Consider the following 22,040-nt stretch of genomic DNA (forward strand, 5'->3'; position numbering starts at 1 on the left):
CCTCCCACTTTCCCCAACCAAGACCGCGTGACCGGCAGCTGCTGTCGCGTCCCGCCCCGGCGGACCCGCTGTCCGCGCTCCAAGGAGGTATGCCATGGCGACCCAGCACGCTCGATCTGCCGCCCGATTGATGTTGGCGCCCGCCGTGATCCTGCTGCTCGGCTGGATGCTGGTGCCGCTGACCATGACACTGGTCTTCTCGTTCAAGAAATACCTGCCGCTGCGCGGCGGTGACCTCGGATGGGTCGGCTTCGAGAACTACATCCGCTTCGTCACCTCCTCGGCCTTCTGGCCCAGCATCTGGGCGACGCTGATCATCGTAGGCGGGGTTCTCGTCATCACCATCGCCTTCGGCATCGCCCTGGCGCTGCTGCTCGACCAGCCGATGTGGGGACAGGGCATCGTCCGCATCCTCGTGATCGCGCCGTTCTTCGTCATGCCCACCGTCTCGGCGCTGGTCTGGAAGAACATGTTCATGGACCCGGTGAACGGCCTCTTCGCTCATCTTTGGCAATTCTTCGGCGCCGAGCCGATCCAGTGGCTGAGCCAGGCCTCCCTGCCCTCGATCATCATGATCGTGTCGTGGCAGTGGCTGCCCTTCGCCACGCTGATCCTGCTGACCGCGATCCAGTCGCTCGACAGCGAGCAGATCGAAGCCGCCGAGATGGACGGCGCGCCGTGGCGCTCGCGCTTCATCTACATCATCCTGCCGCACCTGAGCCGGGCGATCACCATCGTGCTGCTGATCCAGACGATCTTCCTGCTGGGCATCTTCGCCGAGATCTTCGTCACCACCCAAGGCAGCTTCGGAACCCGCACCCTCACCTACCTGATCTACCAGCGCGTCCTCGAGAGCCAGAACGTGGGCCTTGGCAGCGCCGGCGGCATCTACGCCGTGATCCTCGCAAACATCATCGCGATCTTCCTGATGCGGATCGTCGGCAAGAACCTGGACGCCTGAGGAGGGACCAGACATGGCACGCGCAGTCACCACCCAACGCAAGGCGCTCAACACCGTCGCCGCATGGACCGTCGGTCTGCTGATCTTCTTCCCGATCCTGTGGACCATCCTGACCAGTTTCAAGACCGAGGCCACCGCCATCGCCGATCCGCCGGTCTTCCTGTTCTTCGATTGGACCACCGAGAACTACGCCGCCGTGATGCAGCGTTCGGATTACGCACAGTTCCTGTGGAACTCGATCTTCATCGCCGGCGGCTCCACCCTGCTTGGCCTGATCGTGGCGATCCCGGCGGCCTGGTCGATGGCCTTCGTGCCCTCGCCGCGCACCAAGGACATCCTGCTGTGGATGCTCAGCACCAAGATGCTGCCGGCGGTGGGCGTGCTCTACCCGATCTACCTGCTGTTCATCCGGCTGGGCCTGCTCGACACCAAGATCGGCCTGACCCTCGTGCTGATGCTGATCAACCTGCCGATCATCGTATGGATGCTCTACACCTACTTTCGGGAAATCCCCGGCGAGATCCTTGAAGCGGCCCGCATGGATGGCGCCTCGCTGCGGGACGAGATCCTCTATGTCCTGACCCCGATGGCGGTCCCGGGCATCGCCTCGACCCTGCTGCTCAACTTCATCCTCGCCTGGAACGAAGCCTTCTGGACGCTCAACCTCACTGCCGCCAAGGCAGCACCACTCACGGCCTTCATAGCGTCCTACTCCAGCCCCGAGGGCTTGTTCTACGCCAAGCTCTCGGCGGCTTCCACAATGGCCATCGCGCCGATCCTCATCATGGGCTGGTTCAGCCAGAAACAACTCGTCCGCGGCCTGACCTTCGGCGCGGTGAAATAAGAAAACGGGAGGACCTCTCATGGGACGCATCACACTCGACAAGGTGACCAAGAGCTTCGGTGAAGTGAACGTCATCCCGCCGCTCGACCTGACCATCAATGATGGCGAGTTCGTGGTCTTCGTCGGCCCCTCGGGCTGCGGCAAGTCCACACTGCTGCGGCTGATCGCCGGGCTCGAGGATGTCACCTCCGGCCAGATTCGCATCGACGGCGACGACGCCACGCGGATGCCCCCGGCGCAGCGCCGGCTGGCGATGGTGTTCCAGAGCTACGCGCTCTATCCGCACATGTCGGTGCGCAAGAACATCGCCTTCCCGATGAAGATGGCGGGCATCCCCGAGGACGAGCAGAAGCGCCGCATCGACAGTGCTGCCAAGGCGCTCAACCTCACCGACTATCTCGACCGCCGCCCTGGCCAGCTCTCGGGCGGCCAGCGCCAGCGCGTCGCCATCGGACGCGCCATCGTGCGCGAGCCCTCGGCCTTCCTGTTCGACGAGCCGCTGTCGAACCTCGACGCGGCTCTGCGGGTGGGCATGCGGCTCGAGATCATGGAGCTGCACAAGCGCCTCGCCACCACGATGATCTACGTCACCCACGACCAGGTCGAGGCGATGACCATGGCCGACAAGATCGTGGTGCTGCGCGCCGGCAATATCGAGCAGGTGGGCAGCCCGCTGGAGCTCTACCGCGAACCGCGAAACGAGTTCGTGGCGGGCTTCATCGGCAGCCCCAAGATGAACATCTTCGGCGGCAACCCGGCCCAGCAGCACGGGGCCGCCAAGATCGGCGTCCGCCCCGAGCACATTTCTGCCTCGACCGAGGCCGGCACCTGGGAGGGCGTGGTCGGCGTGGCCGAACATCTGGGCTCCGACACCTTCCTGCACGTGCACCAGACCGGCCTTGCCGACACCGTCACCGTGCGCGTCGATGGCGAGCTTCCGGTCAAGCATGGCGACCGGATCTTCCTGACGCCGGAAGCGGACAAGATCCACCGCTTCAACGAGCAGGGCCTGCGGGCATGACCCGTCTTGCCGGCAAATGCGCGCTGATCACCGGCGCCGCCCGCGGCATCGGGGCCGCCTTCGCCAAGGCCTACATCGCCGAGGGCGCCAAGGTGGCGATTGCCGACATCAATATCGAGCGCGCCCGCGAGACCGCCGCCGCGCTCGGTGAGGCCGCCATCGCGGTCGAGATGGACGTCACCCGACAGGAGAGCATCGACGCTGCCGTGGCCGAGACCGTGGCCGAGACCGTGGCGCGGCTCGGCCGGATCGACATCCTGGTCAACAACGCCGCGCTGTTCACTGCGGCGCCGATCACCGAGATCACCCGAGAGGACTACATCCGCGTCTTCGACATCAATGTCGGCGGCACGCTCTTCACCCTGCAGGCGGTGGCGCGCCACATGATCGCGCAGGGCGTCCAGGGCCGGATCATCAACATGGCCTCGCAGGCCGGGCGCCGCGGCGAGCCGCTGGTGGCGGTCTACTGCGCCACCAAGGCGGCGGTGATCTCGCTCACCCAGAGCGCCGGGCTCAACCTCATCGAGCACGGCATCAACGTCAACGCGATTGCCCCCGGCGTCGTCGATGGCGAGCACTGGGACGGGGTCGACGCCTTCTTCGCCAAGCACGAGGGCAAGGCGCCGGGGCAGAAGAAGCAGGAGGTCGGCGCGGCCGTCCCCTATGGCCGGATGGGCACCGCCGAGGACCTGACGGGCATGGCAATTTTCCTGGCCTCGGACGAGGCCGAGTACATCGTCGCCCAGTGCTACAACGTGGACGGCGGTCAGTGGATGAGCTGACGGAGGCGATCAAAATGAAACTCGACACCGAAACCCTCGGCACGCTCGACCAGCGTGTCGCCTGCCCCGGCTATGACCGCAGCGCGCTCAGCCACGGCATCGTGCATGTGGGCCTTGGCAACTTTCACCGCGCCCATCAGGCGGTCTATCTCGACGATCTCTTCGCCACGGGCCGCGATCACGACTGGGCCATCACCGGGGCCGGGGTCCGCGCTCCGGACGGGCGGATGCGCGAGGCGCTCAAGGCACAGGACTGTCTCTCGACGGTGATCGAGCGCTCGCCCGCCGGCGATCGCCCGCGCATCATCGGCGCGATGATCGATTTCGTCGAGGTCGACCCGGCCAACGCGCCGCTGATCGCCAAGATGACCGATCCGGCCACCCGCATCGTGTCGCTCACCGTGACCGAGGGCGGCTATTACGTCGATCCCACCACCGCGACCTTCGACCCGAGCCATCCCGACATCGTCGCCGATGGTGAGAGCCCCGAAGCCCCGAAGACGGTCTTCGGCGCCATCGTCGCCGCCCTAAAGGCGCGGCGCGCGGCCGGCCAGCCCCCCTTCACGGTGATGAGCTGCGACAACATCCCCGGCAATGGCGACGTGACCCGCGACGCGGTCACCGGCACCGCCCGCCGCTCCGACCCGGCGCTCGCCGACTGGATCGCCGCCAACGTGGCCTTCCCCAACTCGATGGTCGACCGCATCACCCCCGCCACCGGCGAGGCCGAGCGCGCGCTGGCCGCCGAGTTCGGCCTCGAGGATCCGGTCCCGGTGACCTGCGAGCCGTTCCGGCAATGGGTGCTCGAGGACAATTTCCCGCAGGGCCGCCCGGCGCTGGAGGAGGTCGGCGTGACGTTCACCGACAAGGTGCACGAATACGAACGGATGAAGATCCGCATCCTCAATGGCGGTCATGCCATCATCGCCTATGCCGGCGCGCTCCTGGGCTGCGACCTGGTCGACGAGGCCATGGCCCATCCGCTGGTGCACGCCTTCCTGCGCAAGGTCGAGGAGCAAGAGGTGCTGCCGCATGTGCACCCGGTGCCCGACTTCACGCCCGCCGAATATCTCGAGCTGATCGACGAGCGCTTCTCCAACCCTGCGGTGAAGGACACAACGCGGCGACTCTGCCTCGACGGCTCGAACCGGCAGCCAAAGTTCATCGTGCCCTCGATCCTCGACGGGCTGAAATCGGGCGCCTCCGTCACCGGGCTGGCGCTCGAGTCCGCGCTCTGGTGCCGCTACTGTGCCGGGCATTTCGAGGATGGCAGCGAGATCGCCCCGAACGATCCCGACTGGGACCGTCTGGTCGCGCTCTCGGCCGAGGCCAAGACCCGCCCGGCAGCCTGGCTCGAGCAACGCACGGTTTACGGCGATCTCGCGACGAACCCGCACTTCGCCGCGCTGTTCGGCGGCTGGCTCGACCGCCTCTGGGCCGACAGCGTGCAAAAGACCCTCGAAGCCTACCTCGCGGACTGACGGCGCCCGCGCCAAGGCCCGCCTCTTCTCTGGTTCAAAAATACCTCGGGGTGAATTGCCCCGGACAAAGTCCGGGGCAAGAGGGGCAGCGCCCCTGCCCCGTTGCCCGCCAAGCTAGACAGCGATCGGCACCAGGTGGTTGTCCCAGGCCGCCTCTGCCCGCGCCAATGGGCGCGCGCCCTCCGGGCCGACCAGCAGCACGCCGCCCAGCCCGTCGCTCGCCATGTAGCCGCCGGCGTGGGAGGCGATGCCGCAGACATCGGCGCGCGACACCGCGCCGAGAAAGCGCCCGCTGTCCGAAAACCGGTGGATCCGGCCGCCGCGCGGCGAGGTGATGGCGATCTCCGAGCCATCGCCCGAGAACGCCACCGACCCGGCATAGCCGTCCATCCCCAGCTCGTCCCCGAGCGGCGCTTCGCAGATCACCAGCTCTTCGCCGCGCCGGTGCAGCGCCAGCAGCGGCGGCGCCATGCCCGGCTCGCCTTCCCACTGCATCGCAAAGCCCACGAGGCCGTCGTCGCGCAGCGCCAGATGGCGGATCGAGTTCTGGTGGAAGTCCGGCAGTTCGCGGCTTTCCAGCAATGTCCCGTCGAGCGCGGTGTAGACAAGGTTCGGGCGCATGGTGTCGGTGTTGAGCTTGGCGCGGTCCCACTTGTCGGTCTGGATGCCTCCATTGGCGATCACCAGCGTCTGATGATCCGGCATCACCCGCAGGTCATGCGGGCCGACTCCGTGGCTGGCGAATTCGCCGATGCGCGCGTAACCCGCAGCCGCGTCCCAGATGCCGATATGGCCGGCGCTGTCCTCCACCGCCTGCTCGACGGTGTAAAGCAGGCTGCCATCGGGCGAGAAGGTGCCGTGGCCATTGAACTGCCGGTCGGCGGGCGGTGCCAGACGGTGCAGCACCTCGCCATCGCGGCAATCGACCACCAGCGCATAGGTGCCGGGCCGGCGCGCGAAGCCCACCGCCTCGGCGCGCTTGGGATGGGCGCTGGCGGCGTGACCACGGGCCGGCAATGGCACGCTGAAGGCGGTCGAGCCGTCCTCGCGCAGCCCGGCCAGCATGTAGCTGCCATTGGCCAGCTTGGCGGCGGCGAGGTAGGTCGGATCGCCCACCGCCGCCCAGCCCACCGCGGGCGTGGCCGAAGCGGCAAGCAGGCTGGCGAGAAACGTGCGGCGGGTGGTCATGGGTCAGTCTCCGTCTTGCGAGTTGAAGCCCGGCGTCAGCCCGAGCGGCACGCCGATCTCCTGCTCGATGGCGTCGTGCAGGGCGCGCACGTGCTGCTGCACGATTTCCAGCCGCAGCCGCGCGGAGGGGTCGTCGATGTCCTGCAGCGCCGGATCCTCGACGCGGTCTGCCACGTCGTGCAGCCGCGCCAGCGCATCCTCGGTGAGCGGCAACTCCCAATCGGCCAGCGTATGCGCGAAGGCACTTGCCGCGTCGGCATAGAGCCGGACGTTGCGCAGCGCGCGCTCCGATCGCCACGCCTCGGCCCGGGTCGGGCGCGGGCGCTCGAAGGTCCCGAGCGGACGGCCAAGCCGGCTGTCGGCGGTGAACTCGAGGCTCGAGAGCACCTGCGTGTAAAGCGCCGTCAGCGCCTCGTCTTCGCTGAGATAGGTGGCGTTGCCCTCCTGCCCGGCGCTCCGCAGCACCTCGGCATAGCCCTCGCGCCAGCCGGCCTCGAGCGCCTGCGCCTGGTTGGCGAGATCGGCGCTGATGGTCTGCACAAGCGTACAGGCGTAGCTGTCCGCTTCGTAGCCGGCGAACTGGTCGTCATAGAGCATCCGCTCAAGCGCGAAGAGCCCGCGCGCGGCGATCGAGACTTCGGCAAAATCGGTCGGATCTGTGCCAACCTCTTCTTGCGAAGAAATAAGCCGCGACAAGGTCTTGGGCGTGAAACCTCGCGTGTCGGGCCAGAAGGCCACCGACAGCGCCCCGGTCTCGGACGGGCCCATGCGAACGTCGCCGATCTCGGTCCAGGCGTCGAAGGCGGCGTTCCACGGATCGCGCAGCGCCGCGGGCGTGCAATCGGCCTCGGCGGTCACCGCCAGCACCTCCGCCGCCTCGGCAAAGCCCGCGTAGCCGGGCAGGATATGGTCGCTCAGCGCCTCCTCGACCCCGGCCACGGCTTGGCTGGCGGAGAAAAGGGCGCAACACAGCAGGGAATAACGCATTCAGAGACTTTCCAGGTAGCGGATCAGGTCGGCGCGGGCGGCGGGCGCCAGCGAGACGACCGCATCGCGGGCGGCCTGGGCCTCGCCCCCGTGCCAGAGGATGGCCTCGAGAAGCGACCGGGCGCGCCCGTCATGCAGAAAGGTGGTATGCCCCGAGATCCTCTCGGTCAAGCCGATGCCCCAGAGCGGTGGCGTCTTCCACTCGCGCCCCGTGGCGCGGCCCTCGGGGCGGTGATCGGCGAGCCCCTCGCCCATGTCGTGCAGCAGCAGGTCGGTATGGGGCCAGATCAACTGGAAGCTGTGCTCGGGCCGATCCTCGAGCCGGGCGGTGACGAATTTCGGCCTGTGGCAACTGGCGCAGCCGCTGTCGTGGAACACCTGCTTGCCAGACAGCACCTGCGGATCGTCGATATCGCGCCGCGCCGGCACGCCGAGATTGGCGGTGTAGTAGACCACCGTGTCAAAGGCCTCGGCCGAGATCTCAAACCCGTCCATGTCACCGCCATGCGGGGCACGGCGACAGGCGCGCTGCGCCTCGGTGCAATCGCCCCAGAGCTCGGGGCGCAGCGGCGTCGCGATGCCGATATCGCCGGCAAAGGCCGAGGCGCTCTGCTCGCGCACCGTGGGCTCGCCGCCCTTCCAGCCGAACCGACCCAGCATCGCGCGGTCATGCTCGCGCGACCAGACGATCGCCGGTCGGCCCGAGATGCCGTCGCCGTCGGCGTCCTCGGGATCGGCATTGGCAAGGATGTCTTCGACCGGGATCGCCTCGAGCAGGCCGAGCCCGATCATTTGCGGCGCCACCCGCGGGCTCAGCATCGCGCCCTCGCCCAGAGGGCCATAGCCCAGATCCGTCGCCCTGTAGGTGGGCTTGCGCAGCGACGCGGTCTCACCGCCCGCGAGCGGCACCTCGATTTCCTCGTAGCTCACATCGAGCCGGTATTCCGCCGGATGCCCGACGGTCGCGATGTCCTGCAACTGCTCGCCATAGACCGGGTCCGGCGCGGTGGCGATCCAGTCGGCGATGGCGGGCATCTCGTCCCCGGGATCGGCGGGCACCGAGACGCGCAGGAACATCGACACGGCGGTGTCGCCAGGCCCCTCCGGCGCATGGCCGCGCCCGTCACGCACGTGGCAGGCCTCGCAGCTGCGGGCGTTGTAGAGCGGCCCCAGCCCGTCGGAGGCCAGCGTCGAGGACGGCGACGAGGTCCAGAGCTTCTGGAAAAGCGCATCGCCAAGTGTGAACTCCATCAGCCGCGCCTCTGGCAGGTTCGTCGCCGGCTGCGCAAAGCCGCGATCGTCGCGGCGCACCGGCACCGTGCCCGCGCCCGCAGGCAGCGCCTCGTAAGGCTCTGAAGTGGCGAAATCGCGCGGCAGCGCGGTCGCATCGGCGACGCGGGCGCGCTCGTCATCAGAGCGGGGAATGAGGGAGAGATGGGGATCGCCAAGACCATGCAGCGGCGTCTCGGCGGAAAGGGAAGCGCCGCCCCAGACCAGGGCGGCGCAGAGGGCGAGCTTACTCGGCCTCGTCCATTGGCATCGCATTGATGACCGCATAGCGTTCGTCACCGACCCGTTCATAAAGTTCAAGTTGTGTTTCAAGGAAGTCGATATGGCCTTCCTCGTCGGCGATCAACTCCTCGAAGAGGTTCTTGCTGACATAGTCGCCGACCTTCTCGCAGTGCTCGCGCGCCTCGATATAGAGCGTGCGGGCCTCGTGCTCGGCGGCCAGATCCGCCTCGAGCGTCTCTTTCGGGTCCTGCCCGATGCGAAGCGGATCGAGCTTCTGCAGGTTCGGGTGACCGCCGAGAAAGATGATCCGGGTGATCAGCTTGTCCGCGTGGTGCATCTCTTCGATGCTTTCCTCGCGGCTCTTCTTGGCCATGTGGCCAAGGCCCCAGTCCTCCTGAAGACGGTAATGCAGCCAGTATTGGCTGACGGCGGTAAGCTCGGAGCGGAGTGCCTTGTTAAGGTACTCGATGACCTTTTCGTCGCCCTTCATTGCGCTTTTCCTTTGTTTGTCCGCGGCTTCTCAGCCCACGAAGTTCCATGGGTACTTCGAGATTGTCGTTTGCGCGCATGGTTTGCAAGAAAAGCGGCATGCAGCCTCCGCAATCGGCCGCTTTTCCGAGGGCATGATAAATCTTGCCGGGGGTGATGATCGTCCGCGCGTCGGCGGCGCGCATCCAGTCGATGGCGGCATGGATGTCGCGATCCGAGATACCCTGACAGCTGCAGACGATCATCGTGAGGGGTCCTGTTACTGGAAGACGGCGTTGGGGTCGTCGAGGCTGTCCGAGCCCTCGAAGGCGACGTCCGACAGATCCAGCGTCGAGACGACACGCTCGATGCTGCGGGTCTGGTCGATGAGACCGTTGACGCCGCCCATGATCAGCTCTTCGCCCTTCTCGTCACCAAGCGCGAGCATCTGGTCATAGGCAAAGCCGCCCTCGGCCGCCTCCTTGATGGCGCCGAGCGCCGCCATGGTGGTGTCGAGCTTGGCCTTCATCTCCTCGTCGAGCGCGGCATCGGTCTCGGCCACGAGATCCGACAGCGACGCCCCCTCGACGGTCGAGCCGTCGACACGGGTGTAGGAGCCCAGATAGACGTTCTGGATGCCCTTGCCGTCGTAGTAATGCGAGTTGTGGGTGTTGTCCGAAAAGCAGTCATGCTCTTCCTCGGGGTCGTTGAGCATCAGGCCAAGGCGCATCCGCTCACCGGCCTGCTCGCCATAGGAGAGAGAGCCCATGCCGGTCAGCATCGCCACGATGCCCGCATTCTCATCTTCCATGACCGTCTCGCGGGCCTCGCCGCCTTCGCCCCAGGCCGCGACCATCTCCTCGAGGTCCGAGACCAGCAGATCGGTGGCCGCCTTGAGGTAATCGGCGCGGCGGTCGCAATTGCCGCCGGTGCACTCTTCGCCGGTCACGTAGTCCGTATAGGGGCGCTCGCCGGCCCCGGGCTCGGTGCCATTGAGGTCCTGTCCCCAGAGCAGGAACTCGATGGCGTGATAGCCGCGCGCCACGTTGGTCTCGATGCCGTCGGCCTCGTTCAGCGTGTCGGCGATGAGCGTGGGCGTGATCTCGGAGGCGTCGACCTCCTGCCCCGCCAGCGTCACGCTCGGGTTGGCGATGATGTTGAGCGCGGCGTACTCGTTTTCGTCGGTCGCGCCGCCATAGGAGTCATCGACATAGTCGATCAGGCCCTCATCGAGCGGCCACGCGTTCACCTTGCCTTCCCAATCGTCGACGATGGCGTTCCCGAAACGGTAGACCTCGGTCTGCTGGTAGGGGTTGCGCGATGCGAGCCACGCCTCGCGGGCGGCGGTCAGCGTCTCTTCCGACGGCTCGGCGATCAGCGCGTCGACGGCCTCTTGCAGAGCCTGCGCGGTGATCAGGCTGTCCTCGTAGCCGGCATGGGCGATGTCCGCATAGGTGTCGAGCACGGCGGATTTCTCGGTCGCGGCAAAGGCCGGCGCGGCGAGCAGCAGCGCGAGCGCGGTGGAGGTGGTGAACTTCATGGTCTGTCCTCGTTGGCGTGTCGTTTTTGAGACGGTTTCTTGTTGGCTTACGATGGCTTACTTGGTCAGGATCAGCTTGCCGGCCTTGGTGATCCGCAGCGTGTAGACCTGCCCGTCAAGCTCGATCTCGGCGATGTTGCCACCTGCGGTAAGGGCCCGGGCCACGTGACGCGGCAGGGCGGGCACGGCGGACTCGGCGTTGAACTTCGTTTCCATCATCTGGCGATCTCCCTCGTTTCGATCCGGTCGAGCAGCGACTCGAGGCTTGCTTCCGCAGGCCAGAGCCCCCCTATCACCAGGGAAATCAGATCCTTGCTGTCTTGGCGCGGGGCGGCTGCCTCCGCGCGGGTTCGGGTCTCGGACATTCTCAGCCTCCGTATGTCGCTTTGCTATCGGGCTGCCCCGACACAGAGGCAGGGTGGCTGGATGTGATCTTTTCTGAGCAAAAGAATCGGATAAGTCAATCCGACAATTTAAGTCGGCTTTCCGAAGGCGCAATTTTTTCTCGGTCCGGCGGGAGGTTGGACACCGAGAAGGCACTCTGCGGCAGGCGTGGCGGTGTACATGGAAAGGGCGGAGCGCCGGTTTTCCGGCTGCTCCGCCCTGCAGGATGGACCGGTCCGCTGATTAGCGCGTGTCCCTGTCGCGATCCCGCGCACTTGTGAGCGCGTAGATCAATACCGCTATCACCGTGAGACCGGCCAACCCCGCGACAAAGATATCGGCGGTCATGGCTATCTCCATTCGATGTTCAGGTCATCAACCCGTTACGCGAGGAGTCGGTTCCGGAACTATTCCGGCGTCTCACGGGTTGTTTAGGCAAATTGTAGCCGATGCGGAGGCACCATGCTCTACAGTCTGACCGACCTGCTCTCCTGGCCCGTGCAGACCGGTGACCAGACCGGGACCCTGAGCGACGTTTTGTTCGATCCTGCGACCCGCCACCTCACTCACCTTGCGCTGCACACCCGGGCGGACAAGGACGGCTCGGCTCTCGCCGCGGCGTCGAGGCTCGAAATGCCCGACCCGGAGAACCGCAGGCTGACGGTGGCGATCAGCGACGAAGAGCTCGCGCAGGCGCCGCATTGGCGCGGCGATGCGCGGGATCTCGACGCCCTGCTCACCGCCATGCCGCCGCTGGTGATTGGACCGTTCGGCGCGACCCATGCGCCACTCGCGCTTGGCGGTTTCCTCGGCACCCGCGCCGACGGCACCGAGACCGATCCCCGCGCCGAGGCCGTGATCGACCGCCACCAGCGCTTCAGCCGCTGGCGCGACCGGACGGTGTTCACTCGCGACGCCGAGATCGGCACGCTGCGAGACATGCTTTACGATCCGGAGGCGAACCGCATCGACTATCTCGTGGTCGATGACGGCAAGTTCTTCGGAGGAAAGAAGTACGCGCTGCCCTTCTCGGCGCTGGCACACCGGGCTCCGGGGGCGAAGGGCGGGCATCTTGTGCTTGATCTCGCCGAGCACGACCTTGTCACTGCGCCCTCGCCCGAGGATCTGCTGGAGCCGGCGCGCGCCTGACGCGCGCCGCAGACCGCTTTCGCGGTCGCTATTCCGCGCCGCCCCAGAGCGGTTCGGCGGCCTCGCGCGCCTCCTTCTCGGCCGCGGCGACCTGCGCGTCCTTGCCGCGTCCTGCCTTGGCCGCTGCCACGAGCGAGCGGAACAGTCGGCGGTGGGCACGCCGATAGATCAGGTGCTCGGGGTGCCACTGCACCCCCAGCGCGAACGGATCGCTCATTCGCTCGATCGCCTGCACCATGCCGCCATCGTCGCGCGCAGCCACCTGCAACCCCTCGCCAAGACGGTCGACAGCCTGACTGTGCAGGGCGTTGACATAGAGACACTGCGCCTTGGCCGAGCGTGCCAGAAGCGTGTCGGCACCGATCTCGACCTTCTTGCGCGGCAGGATGGTGCGGATCTGGCGCGAGTCGTAGACTTGGTACGCGTCCTGATGCAGCGTTCCGCCCAGCACGATATTGAGCATCTGCGAGCCGCGGCAGATGCCGAGGATCGGCAACCGGCGCTCGAAGGCGCCGCGCAGCACACCGGATTCGAGCTCGTCGCGCGCCGGGTCGAGACGCACGCCAAGGCGAAGCTCGCCGCCGTAGAGCGTGGGCGCGATGTCGTCGCCGCCGCCGATCACAACGCCATGCACCGCGTCGAGATCAACGTTGCGAAACCCCGCCTGCCAGCGCAGCGCGCGCCCGCCAGCGAGCCAGATCGCCAGCGCCATCAACGGGAACACGCGCCAGCCCGAGCGGCGCGAGACGGTGACACCGATCAACGGCCTCAAGGTGCAGCGCTCTCGAGCATGATGGCGACACGACGCGCCCAGTCCGAGCGGATCGAGGTCAGCGAGTCGCGGTGCTCGCGCCACGCGACCTTGAGCCGCTGCAGCAGCGCCCGGTCGGCGGCAACGCGCTCGACCAGCGCCCAGCGGTTCCACTCGAGCGCAAGCGACCAGCCCGGCTCGTCGATGCGGCAGTCCGGCAGGCGCCAGTGATATGTGGGACGGGGCTGGATCTGCTCCATGTCCATGACCCGCGCGACGCGGGCCTTGTCGATCTGCGCGAAGAGGCAGAGCATGTCGAGCCCGTGATTGCGCGACGGCGCAAGCTCGAGATAGGTGTCGATCAACCCGCGCATGTCAGAGGGCCCGTCATCCGCCGCAAGCCGGTCGATCAGGCTGCGCGGATAGGGATCGACCCAGGGCAGCATCCGGCGCGACAGGTCGATGCCGGCGCTGCGGCGCAGGTGATCCTCCAGCAGCGCATAGGCGGTGAGCACCGGCGCGATGGCCTCAAAGGTCAGCGCCGCGGCCTCGGGATTGAAATGCACACCGAACCCCAGCAGCACGCCGCCGGTCGTGCCGGTGGCGCCGGCCTTCGCCAGCGCCTCCAGCGCCTCGTCGAGCGCCGGGATCTGGTCGATTTCGATGGGATCGGTGACGATCTCGACCGGGACCACGGTGCGGGCCAGCTCGCGCAGCGATTTGCCGATGCCGTCGCGGTCCATCTTGTTGAGCGGCGCGCTGTCGAGATAGCACTCGAAGTCGCCGAGCCCAGTTCCCGTGACCGACCACTTGCCCGGCTTCTCCTCGCTCGCGGCGCCGCCGAGCGTATCCGCGAGCACCCGCGCCGCCTTTTCCTCGGTCAGCCCCGAGAACTCCACCTCGACGCCGACCCGGCGCGGCTCGCCCGACGCATTGCAGGGCTGGGGCAGCGGGATCAGCTCGGGCGGGGTCTCAGAAGTCAGGGACATTGGGCACCTTGGTCGGGACGGTCTCGTCGGCTTCGAAATCCTTCAGCGCAAAGGCCACGTGGACGCGGTAGACATCGGCCTGGCGTTCCTGCGTGAGAGAGCCGCCGAGTTGCGTGGTGAAGGCCTGGATCAAACGCGAGCCCAGCCCCGCCGGTTCCACCCGCATCTCGGGTTCCGACGGGCCTTCGGGCGCGACGCTGTTGCTGATCTCGAGCATCGCGCGGCCGCCGCCCTCGTAGCGGAAGCGCACGGACACCTCGGCCTGGCTCAGACCCGCTGGCGGCGAGGCGTATTTCATCGCGTTGGTCAGCGCCTCGGCGGTCAGCAGCGACAGCGGCACCGCCTGGTCCGGCACGGTCTCGATATGCTCGAGATCGGTGGTCACCTTGATCGACTCTCCCGCGACCTCGGTCATGTCGGTCATCTGCCCGACCAGATCCACCAGCAGCGCGCCCGCGTCCACATGGCCGAGATCCTCGGTCTGGTACAGATTGCGGTGGATCGTGGCGAGGCTGCGGATGCGGTCCTGAAGACGCTGCAGCACGAACTTGGTCTCGGGTTCGCGCGACTGGCGGATCTGCATGTTCATGATCGACGAAATGAGCTGGAGGTTGTTCTTCACCCGGTGGTGAACCTCCTTCAGCAGGATGGTCTTTTCGCGCAGCGCGTTCTCCTGCTGCGCCTCGTCGCGCAGGATCGCGTCGGCCATGTCCAGGAAATCGTCCTCCATCTCGGCCAGTTCCGCCGGCATCTCGAGATGCGTGCGATGCTCGGGGATGCGGCGGGTGCGGGCAAAGATCCGCATCCGGCGCGACAGCCGCTTGATGTGACGGATCACCAGCCGGTTCACCGCGAGGAAAGCCACGATCACCGAGGCCGCCCACATCAGAAGCGGCAATGCCTTGGCAATGCCGGTGACGGTGATCGCCTCGGCTTCGGCATTCGTCGAGCTCCAGATGCCAAGCGCATAGACCACGCCGGGCACCAAAGGCGCCGCCGCGAACACCCGGGTCTCTCCGTCGACGCTGCGCGCCGCGAAGCTCTGCGGCTTGGCCCCGGCCAGAGACGCAAGGTCCAGATCGGCGGGCAGGTGCTCGGCGGCCTGCAACACACCGTTGCGCGCCGTCAGGAGCTCGCCGTCCTGGTTGAAGGTGACGATGTCCTCGAAACCGCTGGGCCCGGTCGCGTCGCCCGCCCTGTCGCCGGCGAACAGCGCCGAGGGCACCGACAGCAACACGTGGCCGGCAAGCTCTCCGCCAAGGAAGAACGGCTCGGCCACGACAATCACCGGACGCCGGCTCATCGGACCGTTCGGGTTCAGCCAGGCGCGTGAGCCGGGGTTTTCGACGATGGCCTGCAGGCGCGGGAAATCTGCGATGTCGATATCCTGATCACCCGAGCGACACGGTACATTGCCATCCACGGTCAACACGAGCCCGAAGGAATATCCCGGCGAGGCGGCAAGGTAGGACGACAGACGCGCCGAGCAGGTCGCCGGGTCACCGCCCAGCATCGCCTCTTGGCCCATCGTGGCACCAAGCGCCTGCGCGCCGCCCTGGGCACGCAGCACGGTCTGGCGCTCGGCAAGCGCACCGGCCTCGGTCAGGGCCACGAGCGACAGCTGCGAACGCAGCCGGGTTTCTTCCTGCAACTTCGCGGTCTGAAAATAGGCCACGACGCCAATCGGCACCAGCGCCAGCGACAGAAACAGGATCATGCGCGCTGCGAGACCCATCGGGCGCAGGCGCGGCGAGGCTTTGTCGATCATTCCTGCCCGTTCGTCTTTCGTCGTCTGCCCCGGCCAGAACTCTCCGGCCGGGAGATTATCGGTTTATCGCGCAGCGGGGCGCGCGCCCGTCACCACCGCCATCGTTGCCTGGTCGGTCATCTCGAGATTGTCGTCATCATCGAGCTTGAGCAATTCGCCAAGTCGGGCACGGGCACGGTTGACGCGGCTCTTGATGGTGCCGACGGCAACGCCGCAGGTTTCTGCCGCGTCTTCGTAGGAGAAACCTTGGGCGCCGACAAGGATCAGCGCCTCGCGCTGTTCGTCGGTCAGTTGCACGAAGGCGCGTCGGAAATCCGCCATCTGGAGGCGACCGTCATGGGCAGGCTTCTCCGACAGACTCTCGGTGAAGACACCCTCCGCGTCCGAGACCTCGCGCCCGGCCTTGCGCCGGTTCGAGTAATACGTGTTGCGCAGGATGGTAAACAGCCACGCCCGCATGTTCGTGCCGGGCTCGAAGCTGGAAATGTTGGACCACGCCTTGACCAGCGTGTCCTGAACCATGTCGTCAGCGACCGCACCATTGCGCGTCAGCGACAGGGCAAACGCCCTGAGGGCGGGCAGGTGCTCAACGAGCTCGTCCCGGGGATCATCGCTCATTTAGCGTCTCCGCCGGTGGCGCTTCCGTCATCGTCCTGTGACTTTAGCTGTGCGATGAGGTCAAGGAAACGGTCCGGAACCTTCTCGTCCAGCATGTCCTGGTAGACCCGACGCAAATTCTCGTCGATGACCTCGGCCTCTTTGTCGTTTCTCCGCGTATGACCCATTTGATCCTTGCTCTTTTTTCTCTGACGCGCCGTGCATTATTTTAAGCTCTTGCTGGAACCAATGCAGCAATCAGGCGTTTGGTTCCCGAAAAAATCGAAAAAAAGGACGTTCGATATGTCAAAAGGCGACCTGAGCCAGGCCATCGGAGCAGCGCTTCCTTATCTTCGCCGCTACGCGCGCGCGCTGACCGGCAGCCAGACCACCGGCGACAACTATGCCGCCGCCACGCTCGAGGCAATCCTGACCGATCGCAGTGCCGCCTCTGATGCCAGCTCGCCCAAGGTCGGACTGTTCAAGGTGTTCCACGGCATCTGGGTCAGCACCGGCGCACCGGTTGTCGAAGAGAACACCGGCGCCCTCGCGAAGGCGCATGACCGCCTGTCGAAGCTGACCACCAACAGCCGCGAGGCGCTTCTGCTGCACACGATCGAGGAATTCTCGATCTCCGAACTGGCCGAGATCATGCAGATCGAGACCAGCGAGGCGGAGCAGCTCGTGGTTCTGGCGCGCCAGGAGATGGCCGACGCGGTGTCCGGCCGCGTGCTGATCATCGAAGACGAGGCAATCATCGCAATGGACCTCGAGAGCATCGTTGCCGATCTGGGCCACCGCGTGACCGGAGTGGCGCGCACCCGCGACGCCGCCATCGACCTTGCCAAGCAGGAAGTTCCCGACCTGGTGCTGGCCGACATCCAGCTGGCCGACAACTCGTCGGGCATCGACGCGGTCAACGACATCCTCAAGGAGCTGGGCGAGCGCCCGGTGATCTTCATCACCGCCTTCCCCGAACGTCTCCTCACCGGCGAGCGGCCCGAGCCGGCCTTCCTGATCTCCAAACCCTATTCCGAAGATCAGGTCCGTTCGGCGGTCAGCCAGGCGATGTTCTTCTCGTCGACCGAAACGCTCAAGGCCTGACGCCTCTCACGTCTCTCTCCGGCCTTGTCGAAAGCGCGCCCTCGTGGCGCGCTTTCTTTGTCTGGCACCCTGCCCGCCCGAAGGCTCCTCGGCTGCGGGCCGCAAAAAGCCGCCGCGCCCGTGGGAGGCACGGCGGCGATCGTCGTGTCCGGCTGCTGTCTGCGCAGAAGCGTCAGGCCTTGCGGACGAACTTCATGATAAGCGCGACGACGAACAGCACGAGGAAGATGAAGAACAGCACCTGTGCGATGCCCGCGGATGCGGATGCGATGCCCCCGAAGCCGAACACGGCGGCAACGATGGCGACGACGAAGAACAAAATGGCCCAGTAAAGCATGACAGGTTCCTCCGATGGGATGTCAGTCGGTTACGTGAAGATTAAAGCGTGGCGATCAAACCGTGGCGCGCGACGATTTCGGGCCGGCGATCAGCCAGATGATGAAGCCGAGGACCGGCAGGATGAGAACGAGCAGCGTCCACAACACTTTCGAGCCGGTGCTGGCGCCCGAGCTGAGGATCGAGACGATGGCCCAGATGTCGAGCACGAGGATGATGAAGCCGCCAATGCCTGCGAATTCCATGATGAAGTCTCCTTTGCGTATCGGGTGCGGAAGACACAATCCACCTGAGCGGCGCCGCAGGGCCTCCGCCGGAGCACACCGCTCCGAGAGATCAGGTCTTCCACTGGTCTGTTGTCTCCGGAGGCGGTGCCGTCCGGTCATTCTGCACGGTTAACGCGCAATTGATGAAAATGGTTCCGCCGCGGCACCGCGCACTGCGGCACGCGCTCTTAGAACTTAAGAATTCCCTACCGGACCCGGATCGCCCAAGCTGAGGTCAGCCCTTCCCTTGGGGCAGATCCCTTCAGGCCGCCTCTTCCGAACCCGGCCAAGGAAAACGGCGCCGCCCGGACCTCCCGGGCGGCGCCGCTCTCATTTCCGAAGACATCCGTGCGGGCGGATGGGGCCGCGCGCGGAGCGCTTCATGCCAGCGAGGGCAGCCAGAGCACGATGGACGGGAAGGCCACCAGCAGCCCGATGGTCACCGCGTCGGCGATGAAGAACGGCGTCACGCCCCGGAACACGTCCTGCACGCTGAGATCGGGCCGCACCCCCGCCACCACGAAGCAGTTGAGCCCGATGGGCGGCGTGATGAGGCAGAACTCTGCCATCTTCACCACGAGAATGCCAAACCAGATCGCGCACATCTCGCCCGACATGCCGAAGGTGCTCTCTGCCGCCGAGACGGTCTCGCCGCCATTGAGCGCCATCACCGCCGGGTAGACGACCGGCAGGGTCAGCAGCAGCATGCCGATGGCATCCATGAACATGCCCAGCACCGCGTAGGCCAGCAGGATGCAGATCAGGATCATCATCGGCGGGTATTGCAGCGACGAGATCCAGTCGGCGAAGGCCGAAGGCAGGTCCGCGAAGCCGAGGAAGCGCACGTAGATCAGCACCCCCCAGATGATGGTGAAGATCATGATCGACAGCTTCGCCGTCTCGATCAGCGCGTCCTTCAGCTCGGCCCCCCGCATGCCGTGCAGCAGCGCCATCAGGAAGACGATGAACGCTCCCACCGCGCCGCCCTCGGTCGGCGTGCCCCAAGCGTCGCCGAACGGGTTGTACACGAAGAAGATGATGATCACGACCACCGCCACGATGGGCAGCGCCGGCGGCAGCGCGGCAAAGCGCTGCCCCCATGTGAAGCCCCGCACCGGCGGCCCGAATCCCTTGATGGTCAGCGCGAGGCCGATGATCAGCGTGCCGTAGACCACCGCCGAGAAGGCGCCGGGGATGAAGCCCGCCAGCAGCAGCTTGCCCACATCCTGCTCGACGATGATGGCGTAGATGACAAGGATTGCCGAGGGCGGGATCAGCGAGGCCAGCGTGCCGCCGGCCGCCACCACGCCCGCCGCGAAGCGCTTGTCGTAGCCGATCTTGAGCATCTCGGGGATCGCGATGCGGGCGAAGACCGCCGAGGTCGCGACCGAGGCGCCGGACACCGCCGCGAAGCCCGCCGTGGCGAACACGGTCGAGACCGCGAGACCGCCCGGCACCCAGGCCATCCAGCGCTTGGCCGCTTCGAAGAGCGCCTTGGTGAGCCCGGCGTAATAGGCCAGGTAGCCGATCAGGATGAAGGTCGGGATCAGGCTCAGCGCCTGGTTGGCGACCTTGCCATGCGGGATCTGCCCGGCGGTCTTGACCGCAACGCCGATCGCCCAGCCCAGCATCTCGGGATCGTAGCTGCGCTTGTCCCAGAAGATCCAGACCAGCCCCACAAGCCCGGCAAGCCCCGCGGCAAAGGCCACGCGCATGCCCAGCACCACCATCACCAGCATCCCACCGGTGACCCACAGGCCGATTTCAATCGTGTCCATCAGTCGTCATGCCCCTGGATATGCGCGGCTTCCTCGGCCGCCTGTTCAGCGACGCTCTGCACCAGCGGCACCGCCACCGGATGCTCGAGCCCCATCACCAGCGCCCGTGTGTAGCCCCAGAGTTGCAGCAGCAGCCGCAGGCTCATCACGGTAAACGCCACCGGCACGATCAGCTTGGCCGGCCACAGCGGGAGGCCGATGTCGATGGTGCTGTCGCGCGACCACATTGGCCGCGTCATGTCGAAGCTGCGGTCGAAATGCGCCCAGGAGCCCCAGACCAGCGCCACGATCAGCACAAGGATCCCGAAGGTAGTCAGCCATTCCGCGGCCCAGAGCGCCCTGCCCCTGAGCTTGCCCACGACAATATCCATGCGGATGTGACCGCCCTGCCGCTGCACGTAGGAAATGCCGAGGATCGCGATCAGCGGCATCGCCGTCTCGATCCAGTCGACATAGCCGCGCAGCGGCTCGTTGAAGAGATTGCGCCCGCTCACCGAGACCACGGCGAGCATCATCAGAGCAAAGGCCCCAAGGCCCGAGAGGAAGGCAAACACCGTTTCGAGCTTCAGCAATCCGCGGTCGAGACGGCTGAGCGTGATGTGTCGCTCAGCACGGCGGAGGAACCAGCCATCGCAGCACCTTTCAGAGTGAGAGGCCCCGGGATCGCGATCGGGGGCGACAGGATCACCCCGTCCGACGGGCGGATCGGCTCAGTTCGACGCGCGCGTCTCCTTCGAGCGTGTCGTTCACCAGATCATAGAGCTCCTGCCCAGGCAGGCCCTGCGAGGTCATATCGTCGATCCACTGCTGGTGGATCGGCATGGCGACCTCCTTGAACTCGGCCAGTTGCGCGTCCGAGATCATCACCTTCTCGACGTCTTTCTCGGCCAGCACCTCGTCCCAGCGCGCCAGCAGCTCGCCGTAGTTCTCGAGATAATAGTCGATGGCCTCCGGCACCGAGCTGTCGAGCGCCTCGCGTTCTTCATCCGAGAGTGCGTCATAGGCGTCGATGTTCACCACCACCGGGCAGTTCACCGTGCCGGGGTTGAGGTTGGCGGTCCACCAGTCGGCCTCGTTGATAGTGCCGAACGAAAGATGCGCGTGCTGCGCGAAGGCCACGGTGTCGACGACGCCGGATTCCATCGCCTGGTAGGCCTCGGACGAGGTCACCGAGGTGGGCACGCCGCCCACCGCTTCGAAGGCGCGGCCCAGCCCGCCGGTGGCGCGCACACGCATGCCGTCGAACTTCGAAAGCTCGTCGCGCGGCTCGCCGGTGCCGACGAGGTTGTATTGCGGCATGGGGCTGGTCATCAGCATGCGCGCGTTCCACTGCGCCATCTCGTCGGCCACCGCCGGATGGTCGTAGACCGCGTGGCTCACCGCCACCTCCTCGTCGAGATTGGAGACACCGAGGAAGGGAAGCTCGAGAACGGTGATCGCGCGGTTCTTATCAGCGTGGTAGCCGGCGCAGAACTGGGCAACCTCGAAGGCGCCGATCGAGATGCCGTCGAGATTTTCGGTGTTCTTGGACAGGCCGCCATACGAGATGTTCATGGTGAACTCGCCGTTCGTCTTCTCCTCGACCAGCTCTGCAAGCTTGTGCAGATGCTCGGTGAAGGCGCGGCGCTTGCCCCAGACCGACACGTTCCATTCGGTCGCCATCGCCTCGGTGGCGAAGGCAAGGGTCAGCGCGGAGACGCACAGCGTCATCGTGGTCTTCTTCATTTGGTATTTTCCTCCCGTTGGTCGGCGGCCCTCCAGCCGCCTTGGCGCGGGAGGTTAGAGCATCAAGCGCATGACGCAAGCCGATTGGCCGACTCGATCCGTGCGCTGTGGCCCCGGCTTCCGGTCCAGATCTGTATGCAAAGGCATACAGGAACAATTTGTCACACCCTATGGGCGAACCGATCCGGCGCGCTCTTGCTGAAACATGCTTTACATAGGGTCAACACGAGCCCGTTGAAACTAGGGCAAATTCCTTGAGTTTTGCGAAGTAATTTACAGCAAGCCTCGCGCTAACGAAAATATTTTACAAATAAAAGCTGTGTTTTCTGTTACTTATTTATTTCTTTTCGGTCTCGCGTATGATCGGCACAGGGATGGGAAATGCCGCAGTGCGGCGTTCTGGAAATAC

General features: G+C 65.9%; 24 protein-coding genes and 1 pseudogene. 7 read left to right on the plus strand and 18 right to left on the minus strand.

The annotated features are described in order from the left end of the window. Positions 1-94: 94 nt before the first annotated feature. From R2601_RS18430 to R2601_RS18450, 5 genes are read left to right on the plus strand one after another with little or no spacing between them, the layout of a single operon-like run. Entirely contained in the window at positions 95-961 is an 867-nt protein-coding gene (locus R2601_RS18430) for a carbohydrate ABC transporter permease (RefSeq protein ID WP_040544904.1), read from the plus strand. A gap of 13 nt (positions 962-974) precedes the next feature. Then, positions 975-1,805 (plus strand): carbohydrate ABC transporter permease, encoded by an 831-nt coding sequence (locus R2601_RS18435; RefSeq protein WP_007801083.1) that lies wholly within the window; start codon positions 975-977, stop codon positions 1,803-1,805. A 19-nt stretch (positions 1,806-1,824) separates the two neighbouring features. After that, the gene (locus tag R2601_RS18440; protein ID WP_007801085.1) at positions 1,825-2,826 is read left to right on the plus strand and encodes an ABC transporter ATP-binding protein; all 1,002 of its coding nucleotides are present in this window, start codon (positions 1,825-1,827) and stop codon (positions 2,824-2,826) included. After that, positions 2,823-3,608: an L-iditol 2-dehydrogenase gene (locus R2601_RS18445; protein ID WP_007801087.1), complete on the plus strand. Its 786-nt coding sequence runs from the start codon at positions 2,823-2,825 to the stop codon at positions 3,606-3,608. The genes R2601_RS18440 and R2601_RS18445 overlap by 4 nt, the downstream gene beginning before the upstream one ends. A gap of 14 nt (positions 3,609-3,622) precedes the next feature. After that, on the plus strand, positions 3,623-5,089 hold the full coding sequence (locus R2601_RS18450) for a mannitol dehydrogenase family protein (protein ID WP_040545512.1): 1,467 nt from the start codon (positions 3,623-3,625) through the stop codon (positions 5,087-5,089). A 114-nt stretch (positions 5,090-5,203) separates the two neighbouring features. On the opposite strand, the gene R2601_RS18455 is transcribed toward R2601_RS18450, so the two are convergent. The 8 genes from R2601_RS18455 to R2601_RS27075 are packed head-to-tail and all read right to left on the minus strand — an operon-like array spanning position 5,204 to position 11,149. Beyond that, complete coding sequence (locus tag R2601_RS18455; protein ID WP_007801090.1) at positions 5,204-6,277, minus strand: DUF1513 domain-containing protein; 1,074 nt, start codon at positions 6,275-6,277, stop codon at positions 5,204-5,206. 3 nt (positions 6,278-6,280) lie between these two features. After that, a complete protein-coding gene (locus R2601_RS18460) occupies positions 6,281-7,264 on the minus strand; it encodes an imelysin family protein (protein WP_007801092.1) in 984 nt (327 codons plus the stop codon). Continuing rightward, complete coding sequence (locus R2601_RS18465) at positions 7,265-8,809, minus strand: di-heme oxidoreductase family protein (RefSeq protein WP_007801093.1); 1,545 nt, start codon at positions 8,807-8,809, stop codon at positions 7,265-7,267. It lies immediately after the preceding gene. After that, entirely contained in the window at positions 8,781-9,266 is a 486-nt protein-coding gene (bfr, locus tag R2601_RS18470; RefSeq protein ID WP_007801095.1) for a bacterioferritin, read from the minus strand. The genes R2601_RS18465 and bfr overlap by 29 nt, the downstream gene beginning before the upstream one ends. Continuing rightward, positions 9,232-9,510: a (2Fe-2S)-binding protein gene (locus tag R2601_RS26100; RefSeq protein ID WP_007801097.1), complete on the minus strand. Its 279-nt coding sequence runs from the start codon at positions 9,508-9,510 to the stop codon at positions 9,232-9,234. Before R2601_RS26100 ends, bfr begins: the two co-directional genes overlap by 35 nt. Before the next feature lie 14 nt (positions 9,511-9,524). Next, on the minus strand, positions 9,525-10,784 hold the full coding sequence (locus R2601_RS18475; protein ID WP_007801099.1) for an imelysin family protein: 1,260 nt from the start codon (positions 10,782-10,784) through the stop codon (positions 9,525-9,527). Positions 10,785-10,841: 57 nt separating this feature from the next. Then, positions 10,842-11,003, minus strand: coding sequence for a hemin uptake protein HemP (gene hemP / locus R2601_RS26105; protein ID WP_007801101.1), 162 nt, complete (start codon positions 11,001-11,003; stop codon positions 10,842-10,844). Beyond that, entirely contained in the window at positions 11,000-11,149 is a 150-nt protein-coding gene (locus tag R2601_RS27075; protein ID WP_007801103.1) for a hypothetical protein, read from the minus strand. Before R2601_RS27075 ends, hemP begins: the two co-directional genes overlap by 4 nt. Positions 11,150-11,630: 481 nt before the next feature. Here R2601_RS27075 and R2601_RS18480 point away from each other — a divergent pair, with 481 nt between their 5' ends. Further along, positions 11,631-12,317, plus strand: a complete 687-nt coding sequence (locus tag R2601_RS18480) for a PRC-barrel domain-containing protein (protein WP_007801107.1) — start codon at positions 11,631-11,633, stop codon at positions 12,315-12,317. Between the two features lie 28 nt (positions 12,318-12,345). Here the strand turns inward: R2601_RS18480 and R2601_RS18485 are convergent, their stop codons facing one another. The 5 genes from R2601_RS18485 to R2601_RS27080 all read right to left on the minus strand — a co-directional run bounded on the left by R2601_RS18485 (position 12,346) and on the right by R2601_RS27080 (position 16,610). Next, positions 12,346-13,089: a gamma-glutamyl-gamma-aminobutyrate hydrolase family protein gene (locus tag R2601_RS18485; protein ID WP_040544908.1), complete on the minus strand. Its 744-nt coding sequence runs from the start codon at positions 13,087-13,089 to the stop codon at positions 12,346-12,348. Continuing rightward, a complete protein-coding gene (locus R2601_RS18490) occupies positions 13,086-14,057 on the minus strand; it encodes an amidoligase family protein (RefSeq protein WP_007801110.1) in 972 nt (323 codons plus the stop codon). Before R2601_RS18490 ends, R2601_RS18485 begins: the two co-directional genes overlap by 4 nt. Beyond that, the gene (locus R2601_RS18495) at positions 14,041-15,825 is read right to left on the minus strand and encodes a sensor histidine kinase (protein ID WP_007801112.1); all 1,785 of its coding nucleotides are present in this window, start codon (positions 15,823-15,825) and stop codon (positions 14,041-14,043) included. Before R2601_RS18495 ends, R2601_RS18490 begins: the two co-directional genes overlap by 17 nt. 63 nt (positions 15,826-15,888) lie before the next feature. Next, entirely contained in the window at positions 15,889-16,443 is a 555-nt protein-coding gene (locus R2601_RS18500) for an RNA polymerase sigma factor (protein WP_007801114.1), read from the minus strand. Beyond that, positions 16,440-16,610 (minus strand): NepR family anti-sigma factor, encoded by a 171-nt coding sequence (locus tag R2601_RS27080; RefSeq protein ID WP_007801116.1) that lies wholly within the window; start codon positions 16,608-16,610, stop codon positions 16,440-16,442. The genes R2601_RS18500 and R2601_RS27080 overlap by 4 nt, the downstream gene beginning before the upstream one ends. 115 nt (positions 16,611-16,725) lie before the next feature. Between R2601_RS27080 and R2601_RS18510 the strand changes: the two genes are divergently transcribed. Further along, the gene (locus R2601_RS18510; RefSeq protein WP_007801118.1) at positions 16,726-17,526 is read left to right on the plus strand and encodes a response regulator; all 801 of its coding nucleotides are present in this window, start codon (positions 16,726-16,728) and stop codon (positions 17,524-17,526) included. Between the two features lie 172 nt (positions 17,527-17,698). On the opposite strand, the gene R2601_RS26110 is transcribed toward R2601_RS18510, so the two are convergent. The 5 genes and pseudogenes from R2601_RS26110 to dctP form a co-directional block, all read right to left on the minus strand. Next, the gene (locus tag R2601_RS26110) at positions 17,699-17,863 is read right to left on the minus strand and encodes a DUF1328 domain-containing protein (protein WP_007801120.1); all 165 of its coding nucleotides are present in this window, start codon (positions 17,861-17,863) and stop codon (positions 17,699-17,701) included. 55 nt (positions 17,864-17,918) lie between these two features. Continuing rightward, positions 17,919-18,107, minus strand: coding sequence for a PLD nuclease N-terminal domain-containing protein (locus R2601_RS18520; RefSeq protein ID WP_007801122.1), 189 nt, complete (start codon positions 18,105-18,107; stop codon positions 17,919-17,921). A 401-nt stretch (positions 18,108-18,508) separates the two neighbouring features. After that, positions 18,509-19,906, minus strand: a complete 1,398-nt coding sequence (locus tag R2601_RS18525) for a TRAP transporter large permease (protein ID WP_007801124.1) — start codon at positions 19,904-19,906, stop codon at positions 18,509-18,511. Beyond that, a pseudogene (locus tag R2601_RS18530) lies at positions 19,906-20,537 on the minus strand (TRAP transporter small permease subunit). Before R2601_RS18530 ends, R2601_RS18525 begins: the two are co-directional and overlap by 1 nt. A gap of 53 nt (positions 20,538-20,590) precedes the next feature. Beyond that, positions 20,591-21,631: a TRAP transporter substrate-binding protein DctP gene (gene dctP / locus R2601_RS18535; protein WP_007801128.1), complete on the minus strand. Its 1,041-nt coding sequence runs from the start codon at positions 21,629-21,631 to the stop codon at positions 20,591-20,593. Positions 21,632-22,040: the final 409 nt, after the last annotated feature.

It is taken from the genome of Salipiger bermudensis HTCC2601 (genome assembly GCF_000153725.1).
Taxonomy (GTDB): domain Bacteria; phylum Pseudomonadota; class Alphaproteobacteria; order Rhodobacterales; family Rhodobacteraceae; genus Salipiger; species Salipiger bermudensis.